The organism is Streptomyces sp. NPDC001941 (assembly GCF_040296945.1).
Classification (GTDB): Bacteria; Actinomycetota; Actinomycetes; order Streptomycetales; family Streptomycetaceae; genus Streptomyces.
Genome location: NZ_JBEOYE010000089.1, coordinates 26,365 through 36,886, shown reverse-complemented (window position 1 = coordinate 36,886; position 10,522 = coordinate 26,365). Strand labels below are relative to the sequence as shown.

Below are 10,522 nucleotides of genomic sequence, written 5' to 3'. Positions count from 1 at the left end.
GCTCCTCGACTTCTACCTGGCCACGGCCGCCTCGGTGTACGCCATCGAGCGCCCCGGCGACCGCCTCATCGACCACCTGGAACCCACCACCTACCTGGGCCTGTCCTTCCAGGACCGCCAGGGCGCCCTGGACTGGCTGTACGCGGAGGCGCACTGCCTGCTGGCGTGCGCGCGGCAGTCGTTCACGGGGGTGCGGCTGAGGCGGGCGGTGGACCTGCTGTGCGCGGCCAAGGACCTGGGCGAGTCCGGCGCCAACTCCAAGCTGTACGAGGCCACCGCCGTCGCCGCCCGCGACAAGGCCCGCTCGGCCGGGGACGGGCACGCCGAGGCCCGCGCCAGGACGGCGCTGACCAACGTGCACCTGGTGGCCGGCCGCTACCTGGAGGCGGACGTGGAGGCCATCGCCGCGTCCGAGCTCGCCGCCGCCGCGCGGGACGGGTTCCTCGTCTACTGGACCGACAACGACCGGGGCATCGTCGCCGCGTCCCAGGGGCGCTACGAGGAGGCCGAACGGCACCTGCACCGGGCGATCGACGGAGCCCGCACGCTGGGCAACCTGCCGGGCGCCGCCAGCGCCCTGTGCAACCTGTCCCGGGTCAACACGCTCCTGGGACGCAGGGGGGCCGCGATCGAGCTGGCCCAGCAGGGCGTCGCCATCTACGACGCCCTCGGGCTGACCGTACGCCTGGCCAACAGCCTCTACGCGCTGGGCATCGCGCTCACCGGGGCCGACCGCCCCGGCGAGGCGCTGGAGCAGCTGAACCGCGCCCTGGACATCTTCGCCAAGGAGCGCCAGCGGCTGTGGGAGGGCACCGCCCACTTCCGGATCGCTCAGGTGCACCTGAGCGCCCGGCGCCCCGCCCAGGCCGCCCGGCACGCCGAACAGGCCCTGGCCAACGGCTGCGTGGGCGGCGACCGGACGCGTGCGGGCGCGCTCACCACGCTGGGCGAGGCGCTCGACCAGCTGGGCCAGCTGGACCGCGCACGGGCCTGCTGGCAGGAGGCGCTGTCCCTGTTCGAGCAGTCCGGCGCACCGGACGTGGACCGGGTACGGGCGCTGCTGACCCCGGCGGCGGCCGCGTAGCACCCCTTCCGTCGGCCACCACCCGGCTACGGAGGTCACGGTTCCGCAGCCGTTCCGCGCTCGTTCGGGACCAGTACGGTGCCCGATCCGGGGCCGTACGGTGCCCGTTCCGGGGCCGTCCCCGCCCGTTCCGCGCCCGGACCGGACCGGGCAACTCCCCCGCCGCAGGGCCTGAGCTGGGGATATGCGGACGTTCAGCATTCGTTTATGTCGAGGGGTCAGTCTCTTACTCAACGGACCGTCGCGTCGGGGGGCAGACGGGTCGCCAGGGGGCTCGCCGCTAAGGTGAGCGGTCCCAGAACGCCCGTTCGGCAGCCCACGGGGGAGTTGCCGAGCGGGCGTTCACCGACCAGTGCGAACACAGGGGAGCTGAGCACGATGAGCGACGAGAAGAAGCTTGAGGGCGTGGTCGCCATGGAGAACCACATGCCCGTCCCGCCCAAGAAGGACACCGGCAGCCCGATCCTGCAGGGCGAGAACCACATGCCCGTCCCGCCCTTGGACGGCTCGACCGCGCCTCAGGAGAACCCGGTCCCGGCCACCACCGACGGCGGCGTCGTGACCATGGAGAACCACATGCCGGTGCCGCCCAAGAAGCCCTGAGGCACCAGAAGACCACCATCCCGACGGGGTGCGGCCGCGGCGGCGCGGAGGGGGAGCCGCCGCGGCCGCAGCACGCCCCGTCCCTCCCGTGCGCACGGGATCCAGGCGTTCTCATCGAACACACGCTCGCTTGAAACTAGGGTCCATCCTGTTCTCACGCGCAGCACTACGTGTAAGGAGCCGGAATGACCCGAACGAGAAGTGTTCTCGCCGCAGCCCTGCTGTTCGCCACCGCCGCGGTGGGGGCCGCGGCCGGACCCGCGATGGCCGACAACCACATGCCGAGCCCGCCCAGCGGACGCCCGGCGATAACGGTCCAGGACAACCACATGCCGGCCTCCCCGGCCGACAACTCGCTCTGCTGCTGAATCGTTTACCCCGGGGCCGGGCCACCACGGCCGGCCCCACCCCCGCGCCCGGGACACCGCTCCCCGGACGCCGGGTCCCCGGACGCCGGGCGCAGGACGCCGTGCCCCCGCTCCCCGGGCGGACGGCGGGACACCCTCGCTCCCCCGGCAGACGGCGGGACCCTCGCGGCGCGCCCTACCCCGTCGCCCGCGACCTCAGCTCCCCCTTGACCACCTTGCCGCTCGCGTTCCTCGGCAGCTCGGCCACGAACTCCACCCCGCGCGGCACCTTGTAGTTCGCCATCTCCCGGCGCGACCAGGCGATCACGTCGTCCGCCGTCAGCGTGGAGCCGGGCCGCCGCACCACGTACGCCCGTCCCACCTCCCCCAGCCGCCCGTCCGGCACCCCGATGACCGCGACGTCGGCGACGTCCGGGTGCAGGCCGAGCAGTTGCTCTATCTCGGCCGGGTAGGCGTTGAAGCCGCCGACGATGAACATGTCCTTGATCCGGTCGGTGATCCGCAGGTTGCCCCGCTCGTCCAGGACGCCCACGTCACCGGTGTGCAGCCAGCCGTCCGCGTCGACGACCTTCGCGGTCTCCTCCGGGTCCTCGAAGTAGCCGCTCATCACGTTGTGCCCGCGCACCAGCACCTCCCCCGGCTCCCCGGGCTCCGCGTCCACCCGCACCTCGGTGTCCGGGATCGCGCGGCCCGAGGTGGTGGCGATGGTCGCGGGGTCGTCGCCGCGGCGGCACATGGTGACGATGCCGCTCGCCTCGGAGAGTCCGTACGCCGTGAGGACCGTGCCCACGCCCAGCTCCCCGCGCAGCCGCTCCACCAGCCGCAGCGGCACCACCGCCGCGCCCGTGACGACCAGCCGCAGCGCGCTCAGGTCGTGGGCGTCGCGCTGCGGGTGGTCGAGCAGCGACTGGTGCAGGGTGGGCGGTCCCGGCAGTACGGAGATGCGCTCGGCGGCGATGTTGGCGAGCACGGTGTCCACGTTGAACACCGGTTGCGGCACCATCACCGCGCCCCGGGTGAGGCAGGCGATGATCCCGGCCTTGTAGCCGAAGGTGTGGAAGAACGGGTTGACGATCAGGTAGCGGTCGCCCTCGCGCAGCCCGGCGAGCTCGCTCCACACGTCGTAGCAGCGCAGCGTCTGGGCGTGGGTGATCACCGCGCCCTTGGGGCGGCCGGTGGTGCCGGAGGTGAAGACGATGTCGGAGGGCGCGGACGGGTCGATCGCGTCGGCCCGGCGGCGCACCTCGTCGGCGCCCACCGCGTCGCCGCCCGCGAGGAAGTCCTTCCAGGTGCGGTACTCCTCGGGCGCGCTGTCGGCGAGGACCACGACCTGTTCCAGGTCGGGGAGTTCGGCCTCGGCGCGGCGCAGCGAGGCGACGTAGGAGGTGCCCAGGAAGGTGCCGGTGACGAAGAGCAGCCTGGCGCGCGAGCGGCGCAGGACGTAGGCGGCCTCGCTGCCCTTGAAGCGGGTGTTGAGCGGCACCAGGACCGCGCCGGCGGTGACCGCGCCGAGCGCGGAGACGATCCAGTCCAGGGTGTTGGGCGCCCAGACCGCGACCCGGTCGCCCGGCTCGACCCCGGCGCCCAGGCACGCGGCGGCGGCGCGCTCCACGCGCTCGCCCAGTTCCGCGTACGAGATCCGGGTGCGGCCGTCCACGACCGCCTCGCGCTCGCCGTGGCGTTCGGCCGCCGCCCGTACCAGCCTCGGGATGGTGCCCCACTCCAGGTCCCCGCGCATCGCACGCCTCCCACACCAGTAGCTGACTATCCGTCAGATTAGCTGTAGCCTGACGCGCTGTCAGCAGTCGTGACGACCGCGGAGGTGCCCCGGTGGCGGGACTCAAGGACGCGACGGCGATCGTCGGCATCGGACAGACGGCCTTCGCCAAGCAACTACCCGAATCCGAGAAGACGTTGGCCTGCCGGGCGATACTCGCCGCCCTCGACGACGCGGGCATATCCCCGTCCGAGGTCGACGGCTTCGCCTCCTACACCATGGAGGAGACCGACGAGGTCGAGGTCGCCAAGGCGATCGGCGCCGGAGACGTCACCTTCTTCTCCAGGATCGGCTACGGCGGCGGCGGTTCCTGCGCCACCGTCGGCCACCTGGCCGGCGCCATCGCGACCGGTCAGGCCAGCGTCGGCGTCGCCTGGCGCTCGCGCAAGCGCGGCAGCGGACCGCGGCCCTGGAAGAACACGGCCGTCCAGCTGCCCACCCCCGGCCAGTGGACCCGCCCCTTCGGACTGCTGCGCCCCGCCGACGAGATCGGCATGCTCACCCGGCGCTACATGCACGAGTACGGCGCCACCCGCGACCACCTCTTCAACGTGGCGCTGGCCTGCCGCAACCGGGCCAACCAGAACCCGGCCGCGATGATGTACGAACGCCCGCTGACCCGCGAGATGTACATGACCGCGCGCTGGATCAGCGAACCGCTCTGCCTGTTCGACAACTGCCTGGAGACCGACGGCGCGCTCGCCTGCGTCATCGTCTCCGCCGAGCGCGCCCGCGACTGCCGGCAGCGTCCCGTGTACGTCCACTCCGCCGCCCAGGGCCTGCCCGCCCAGCACCACGGCATGGTCAACTACTGGAACGACGACCCGCTCTCCGGGCCCGCCTGGACCGCCGCCCGACACCTGTGGAAGCAGGCCGACTTCGGGCCCCAGGACGTCGACGTCGCCCAGATCTACGACGCCTTCACCCCGCTCATCCCGCTCTCCCTGGAGGGCTACGGCTTCTGCGGGCGCGGCGAGGGCGCGGCCTTCACCGAGGGCGGCGCCCTGGAGATCGGCGGACAGCTCCCGATCAACACCGGGGGCGGCGGGCTCTCGGAGGCGTACGTGCACGGCTTCAACCTGATCAACGAAGGCGTCAAGCAGCTGCGCGGCACCAGCACCGCGCAGGTGCCCGGCGCCGGGACCTGCCTGGTCACCGCGGGCGAGGGCGTGCCCACATCCGCGATCCTGCTGCGCAACTGAGGAGTTGGGCCATGACCGAATCCCCGCTGAGCCCGGTGTCCCTGCTGAGCCCGGTCACCGACGACGACGGCGCCCCCTTCTGGGAGTACGCCGCCCGGGGCGAGCTGCGCGTGCAGACCTGCGCCGCGTGCGAGGAGCCGCGCTTCCCGCCCCGGCCCTGCTGCCCGTCCTGCCAGTCCTTCGACAGCGAGTGGCGCCGGGTCTCCGGGCGCGGGCGCATCTGGTCCTACGTCGTCCCGCACCCGCCGCTGCTGCCCGCGTACGCCGCGCTCGTCCCGTACAACGCGGTGGTCGTCGAACTGGCCGAGCACCCGCGCATCCGGCTCGTCGGCAACGTCGTCGCCGCCGCCGACGCGCCCCTGGACTCCGTCGACCCGGCCCGGCTGCGGATCGGGGCGCGGGTGAGCGTGGTCTTCGCCGAGCACGCCGACGGGGTGACCGTGCCGCGCTGGGTCCTGGAGCGCTCGTGACGGCCGCCGGGGACCCGGTGCACCCGGAGGGGCCGGAGGGGCCGGTGGGCGAGGAGGGGTGCCCGGTGCGCCTCGAGGTCGACAAGGAGACCGGCGTCGCGCTGGTCACGCTCGACCGCCCAGCCAAGCACAACGCCCTCACCCTGGAGATGGCCGCGCGGCTCGGCGAGGTCTGGCGCGAGCTGCGCTACGACGACGCGGTGCGCGCGGCCGTGCTGACCGGTGCGGGCGGGCGGGCGTTCTGCACGGGCATCGACCGCGCGGCGGTGGTGCCGCAGCCCTCGTCCCCGTACACGATCGACGACCCGCTGGTGGCGATCGGGCCGAAGGCGAACGACCTGTGGAAGCCGGTGGTCGCGGCCGTGGAGGGGATGGCCTGCGGCGGGGCGTTCTACCTGATCGGGGAGAGCGAGTTCGTGGTGGCGGGCGAGGGCGCGACGTTCTTCGACCCGCACACCACCTACGGCATGGTCAGCGCCTTCGAGACGGTCCACATGGCCCAGCGGATGCCGTTCGGCGAGGTGGCCCGGATGGCGCTGATGGGCACCGCCGAGCGGATCTCCGCCCGCCGGGCGTACGAGACGGGCCTGGTCAGCGAGGTCACCCCGGCGGGCGGGGCGGTGGCGGCGGCCCGGGAGGCGGCGGCCGTCATCGCGTCGTACCCGACGGAGGCGGTGCAGGGGACGGTACGGGCGGTGTGGTCCGCGAAGGAGGCGGCCCGCGCCACCGCCCTGGCCCACGCCCCGCACCTGGTCGCACTGGGCAACCTGCCGCCGGACCGGCAGGCGGCACTGTTCGGCGACCGGGGACGCGGGGGCGGGGCCTACCGGGTGCGGTGAGGCGCGGGGTTCCTGGCTTCCTGGGTCAGCGGCGGCGGGCGGTGGTGACGACGCACTCGGTGTACTCCGAGCCGTCCCCGCTGCCGCTGTAGCGCGTCGCGGCCTCGGTCTTCACGGAGGCGCCCGCCGTGACCGCGAGGTCCCGGGCGCTCGCCGTCTGCGAGACGGCCTTGGCGCCGCGGAACGTCATGGTGATGTCGTACGTACGGTCCAGCGCCCCGCTGTTCTTGACCGTCAGCTTGGCGACCAGCTTGTGCGTGGGGCCGTCGTACTTGCAGCTGTCGATCGTGACGTCGCGCTCGGCGCGGTCGCTGCTGGATCCGCCCGAGGTGCCGCTGGAGCTGGTGGAGTTGTTGTTGCTGTCGCTGTCGTAGCGGGAGCCGGAACCGCCGCTGGTGCTGCTGGACGACGAGTCGTCGTGGCTGGAGGAGCCGGAGCTGTGGCTGCTGCCGCCGCTGCAGCTGCCGCCGTGGTGGCCGCGGGCCCCGGTGAGGGCGACGATGGCGATGCCGAAGACGGCGACGGCGCGGACATGGCGAAGCTTCACGATTTCAACCCCCGTTGAAAGGCGTGTGGATGGGCCCGGAGCGGGCCGGGCGAAGCCCGCTGTTGACGGGCACACGTCACCCTAGCAGCGGTCCGGAGGCCCTCCGCCCGGGCCGCCGGGGCGGCCCCTCACGTGGCGGGGCCCCGGGCGCGGGCGTAGCGTCGACTGCGGAGAGCCGGACGCACCCCACCCCCGGGAGGCCGACGATGGTCCGCAACGTCCTCGGCTCGGTCCTCGCTCTCGCCGGAGCGACGGCCGCCGTGCTCAGCCCCTTCCGTGCCTGGTACGACGGCCGTCTCGGCCGCGACTACCGCATCGAGGACCTCTTCGGCGGGATCACCGCCGACCGCGCGGAACTGGCCGGCTCACTGCTGCTCCCGTTCGCCTTCGCCGCGCTGCTGACCCTGGTCGGAGTGCTGGCGCGCTCCCGCGCGGTGGTGGCGCTCGCCGGGGCGGTGGTGATCGGCTTCACCGTGCTGTGGATGGTGCGCCAGGGCCAGGCCGAGGGAAGCCTGACCGTCGGCGGCTCCGGAGTGGGCCTCGGCGTCGGGGTCGGCGGGGCGTGGGCGGGCGGGCTGCTGCTGTGGCTGGGCGCCCTGGTCATGAGCGGCCGCCGCCGCAGGTCCCCGCAGCCGGAGGACCCGCCCCCGACGGTCCCGACCCTGGACGGGCCACCGTGGGCGGGGCCGGGGGTCTGAGCCGGGGCGTCAGGGCTGGGGCTCTTCGGCGCCCCTGCCCACCAGCAGCTCGGCGATGCCCGGGTCCCGCGCGTACGAGCGGCGCACCGCCGCGTCGAGCTCCGGGTCCGTCTGCTGCCAGTCGTGCACCGCGGGGTGGCCCGCGAACAGGCCGCACGCGTCCCCGTCGCCCCGCTCGCCCGCCGACGGGGCCCCGCACCAGGCCGAGACCTCGAACGTGCTCCCGCCCTCGTCGCCGTTGACCGGCCAGCGCAACCACAGGGCCACGTCCGGGGTGCCGTCCCAGTCCCAGACCTGCGCGGCGTGACCCGAGCCCGGGTGCCACACGCCCAGCTCACAGCGCTGCGGGCCGGTCGCGGGGAGGAGGTCGGCGGCACTGACGACGCGCTGGTGCCGCAGTACGGAGAGGACCAGGGCGCCGAGGGGCACCCGCCCCACGGCGGCGCACCTGCGCACGGGGGCGCTTCCGGCATCGGGGGCCGGCCTCACGGGCTGCTCCCGCCACGCGCCCAGCCGGGGCGCTCGGCGTCGGTGGGCCGTCTCAGTTCGTGCGGGGGCACGGCCCACTCCCGGTCCCCGGGGTAGGGGCCGCGCAGATAGACGCTGCCTTCGTACGCCCGGGACACGACGCCGGCACGGCCGTTCCCGTCCACGACGAAGTCGCCCGGAGCCGGGTTCCAATCGGAAGATTCCATGCCACGGAGTCCCTTCGACGGTGTCGGCAAGAGGGAATGCACCGGCCATCGGCGAACCCTTTGCCGATGAATTCCGGTCAGCGCGCAGCCCAGAAGGGCGCGGCTTTACGCATCCCGATTCGCGCTCTGCACAACAACGTTCGGGCAGCGGAAAGCCCCGCGCAATTGGGTGTTCCACGCGGGGCTTTCGGCAAGTCACATCTACGCAGGCAGGGCCACCGCATCCGCCAGTTCACGGATTTCGGGCGTCAACGTCCGGCGCTTGCTCACCACTGTTCCGACGATGTCCCGTGCGAAACGCTGGTTCGGCAGCCACTCGGGCGAGTCGCGCAGAACACCGCCCAGTTCCTCCACGGCCCCCGCGTAGTCGCGCAGTTCCGCGTACGCGTTCGCCTTGTCGAGCCGGTGCCGGTTCCAGTTGTTCGACGTGGGACGCACACCACCACGCGGAACCTTCTCGGCCAGGTGGAGCACCGTGTCGTGCTTCCCCTGCACCGATGCGTTCTCCGCCCTCTTGATCGCCACTGTCGTCGGACCGAACGTGCGTAGGAAGTCACCGCCGGGACTGTGTTCCCTGCCGAGCGCGACCGCAGCGGCGTACGCGAACCGCAAGGCGTCGTCCGCGTCACCGGGACGCCCGTCCCGCACCGAGGCCGCTGACACGCGGAGTTGCATCCATCCCCATGCCGACAACTCGTCCGGGGTGGCCCGCGAGAGGCGCGGTTCGAGGTCGTCGGCCCACTTGACGGACAACTCGCGCGCGGCACCCAACTTGCCCTGCCGAAGGAGCAGCCAGCACTGGGTGTTGACCGTGGCGCTCGCCTCGATCTTGTCCGAGGCGTCGTCCAGCGCCCGCCGCAACGCGACCTCCGCAGCCTCGAACTGGCGCGTCTGGACCATCAGCCAACCGGACAGCTGCAACAGCCTGACGCGTGCGCGCCGCGCTTCCGTACCCAGCGTCTCGGCGTCGCGGAGGAGCGGGGGGAGTACGACCGCCAGATCGGCGAACTTGTCCCCCGCGAAGAGCGGTTCGGTGTCCCGCAGGAGCGCGTGGACGCCCGCCAGGGTCGGTTGTTCGTCCTCCGGGCCGGGGACCACGGGCGGCTTGAGGATCGCCCCGCGGACGCCCGCCCAACGGTCCACGGTCGCCGCGTCCGGATCGCTTTCGTGCTGCACACCGGCCTGGAGGTAGGTGGTCGTCGTACGCAGGGGAACCGCGAGCTTCCGCAGCGTTTCCAGCCTGGGGGTGGTGGACGAAGAGCCCTGTTCGATGTTCTCGACGGTCCGGAAACTCACTCCGGCAGCCTTGGCCAGCTCACGCTGCGTCAGCCCGGCACGCTTGCGCAGCTCTCTCACGCGATCCCGGATAGCGCTCATATCCGCAGGGTACGCCCGGCAGTTGGGACGCACAGCGCGACGCCGAACCGACCACCCCACCCAGCGACGGCCCCCGACCGGGCCGACTCCCAGATCGCGCCCCGCACCCGCGCGAGCTCGGCACCCCGCGCATCGAGTCACTCCGGCACCCCGGGCCGACGCCCACCAGCCACCCCTGGCGAGTTCGCTGGTAGAGCGGGAGTCGGGCCTCCTGGGCCTGGCGCAATCCGGAGCGCTCCAGAGACGCGATCAGGTCGTCGTCGGCGCCTGCTGGGTGTTGGAGTACGGCGAGACAGCCACGACGGCGACCAGGAATCAGGCGGGGTCGTACTCCTCGTGCGGGATAGCCCGTTCCCACGCCGCGTCATAGGCAGCGACGATCCGTTCCGCCATCGCGGCATCGTGGACGACTTCCATACGATCCCCGATCCACTGACCGTCGCCGCTGAAGTGGTGCAGGATCACCGTGTCGGCGTCCATCACCCAGCCGTCGAGCACCGGCAGCAAGAGCCCCTTGGCCCGGGAGCGGGGCAGCCAGCGAACCTGCTCGCCGGCCGCGACGTTGGTGAACGTGATGTCGTACTCGTAGCGCGCGTAGTCGCTCAACGGCTCGGAGACGACGCGAAGACGACGCATGGCCACGCCCCGGGCGGTGGTCGCCACCACCACGTCGAGCCAGGACCGCCACCAGGACGCACGGTCCGCCGGGTCGTACCGGTGGCCTTCCTGCCACCGGATGAACTCCGGGTCGTCCCGCATGTAGCTGTCCCGCATCTCCAGGTGGACGGCCGACCGCTGGGCCTTGGCGAGTGCTTCACGTACCGCTGTTGCCACCGTTGTCCTCATCCTCGTCGAGCCACAA

The 10,522-nt window shown here is 72.8% G+C and carries 13 protein-coding genes; 7 read left to right on the top strand and 6 right to left on the bottom strand.

Annotation, left to right across the window (positions count from 1 at the left end):
- The 3 genes from ABT160_RS37590 to ABT160_RS37580 all read left to right on the top strand — a co-directional run.
- Positions 1-1,084: tetratricopeptide repeat protein (locus ABT160_RS37590; protein ID WP_351652733.1), on the top strand; the 1,084-nt coding region annotated here is incomplete at its 5' end.
- 378 nt (positions 1,085-1,462) lie between these two features.
- Positions 1,463-1,687, top strand: a complete 225-nt coding sequence (locus ABT160_RS37585) for a hypothetical protein (protein ID WP_351652731.1) — start codon at positions 1,463-1,465, stop codon at positions 1,685-1,687.
- A gap of 185 nt (positions 1,688-1,872) precedes the next feature.
- Entirely contained in the window at positions 1,873-2,055 is a 183-nt protein-coding gene (locus tag ABT160_RS37580; RefSeq protein ID WP_351652729.1) for a hypothetical protein, read from the top strand.
- A gap of 175 nt (positions 2,056-2,230) precedes the next feature.
- Here ABT160_RS37580 and ABT160_RS37575 read toward each other — a convergent pair whose 3' ends face one another.
- A complete protein-coding gene (locus tag ABT160_RS37575; protein ID WP_351652727.1) occupies positions 2,231-3,793 on the bottom strand; it encodes a FadD3 family acyl-CoA ligase in 1,563 nt (520 codons plus the stop codon).
- A gap of 92 nt (positions 3,794-3,885) precedes the next feature.
- Here ABT160_RS37575 and ABT160_RS37570 point away from each other — a divergent pair, with 92 nt between their 5' ends.
- The 3 genes from ABT160_RS37570 to ABT160_RS37560 all read left to right on the top strand — a co-directional run bounded on the left by ABT160_RS37570 (position 3,886) and on the right by ABT160_RS37560 (position 6,343).
- Positions 3,886-5,034 (top strand): lipid-transfer protein, encoded by a 1,149-nt coding sequence (locus ABT160_RS37570; RefSeq protein WP_351652725.1) that lies wholly within the window; start codon positions 3,886-3,888, stop codon positions 5,032-5,034.
- 11 nt (positions 5,035-5,045) lie between these two features.
- Positions 5,046-5,504 carry a Zn-ribbon domain-containing OB-fold protein gene (locus ABT160_RS37565; RefSeq protein WP_351652723.1) on the top strand — a complete coding sequence of 153 codons (459 nt, stop codon included), beginning with the start codon at positions 5,046-5,048 and terminating at the stop codon, positions 5,502-5,504.
- Positions 5,505-5,569: 65 nt separating this feature from the next.
- Positions 5,570-6,343, top strand: a complete 774-nt coding sequence (locus ABT160_RS37560) for an enoyl-CoA hydratase/isomerase family protein (RefSeq protein ID WP_351652737.1) — start codon at positions 5,570-5,572, stop codon at positions 6,341-6,343.
- 25 nt (positions 6,344-6,368) lie between these two features.
- Here ABT160_RS37560 and ABT160_RS37555 read toward each other — a convergent pair whose 3' ends face one another.
- Entirely contained in the window at positions 6,369-6,890 is a 522-nt protein-coding gene (locus ABT160_RS37555; RefSeq protein ID WP_351652721.1) for a hypothetical protein, read from the bottom strand.
- Between the two features lie 206 nt (positions 6,891-7,096).
- On the opposite strand from ABT160_RS37555, the gene ABT160_RS37550 reads away from it, so the two are divergent.
- On the top strand, positions 7,097-7,588 hold the full coding sequence (locus ABT160_RS37550) for a hypothetical protein (RefSeq protein WP_502984373.1): 492 nt from the start codon (positions 7,097-7,099) through the stop codon (positions 7,586-7,588).
- A gap of 9 nt (positions 7,589-7,597) precedes the next feature.
- Here ABT160_RS37550 and ABT160_RS37545 read toward each other — a convergent pair whose 3' ends face one another.
- From ABT160_RS37545 to ABT160_RS37530, 4 genes are all read right to left on the bottom strand, one after another.
- A complete protein-coding gene (locus tag ABT160_RS37545) occupies positions 7,598-8,026 on the bottom strand; it encodes a hypothetical protein (protein ID WP_351652719.1) in 429 nt (142 codons plus the stop codon).
- Positions 8,027-8,073: 47 nt separating this feature from the next.
- Positions 8,074-8,283: a hypothetical protein gene (locus ABT160_RS37540; RefSeq protein WP_351652717.1), complete on the bottom strand. Its 210-nt coding sequence runs from the start codon at positions 8,281-8,283 to the stop codon at positions 8,074-8,076.
- 201 nt (positions 8,284-8,484) lie between these two features.
- Positions 8,485-9,660: a helix-turn-helix domain-containing protein gene (locus ABT160_RS37535; protein ID WP_351652715.1), complete on the bottom strand. Its 1,176-nt coding sequence runs from the start codon at positions 9,658-9,660 to the stop codon at positions 8,485-8,487.
- A gap of 315 nt (positions 9,661-9,975) precedes the next feature.
- Positions 9,976-10,494, bottom strand: a complete 519-nt coding sequence (locus ABT160_RS37530; protein WP_351652713.1) for a DUF6879 family protein — start codon at positions 10,492-10,494, stop codon at positions 9,976-9,978.
- Positions 10,495-10,522: the final 28 nt, after the last annotated feature.

Bases quoted from the DNA above. Each gene is read 5' to 3' on its own strand.
- ABT160_RS37535 (WP_351652715.1), bottom strand. From the start codon at position 9,660: ATGAGCGCTATCCGGGATCGCGTGAGAGAGCTGCGCAAGCGTGCCGGG.
- ABT160_RS37580 (WP_351652729.1), top strand. From the start codon at position 1,873: ATGACCCGAACGAGAAGTGTTCTCGCCGCAGCCCTGCTGTTCGCCACC.
- ABT160_RS37565 (WP_351652723.1), top strand. From the start codon at position 5,046: ATGACCGAATCCCCGCTGAGCCCGGTGTCCCTGCTGAGCCCGGTCACC.
- ABT160_RS37575 (WP_351652727.1), bottom strand. From the start codon at position 3,793: ATGCGCGGGGACCTGGAGTGGGGCACCATCCCGAGGCTGGTACGGGCG.
- ABT160_RS37585 (WP_351652731.1), top strand. From the start codon at position 1,463: ATGAGCGACGAGAAGAAGCTTGAGGGCGTGGTCGCCATGGAGAACCAC.
- ABT160_RS37550 (WP_502984373.1), top strand. From the start codon at position 7,097: ATGGTCCGCAACGTCCTCGGCTCGGTCCTCGCTCTCGCCGGAGCGACG.
- ABT160_RS37540 (WP_351652717.1), bottom strand. From the start codon at position 8,283: ATGGAATCTTCCGATTGGAACCCGGCTCCGGGCGACTTCGTCGTGGAC.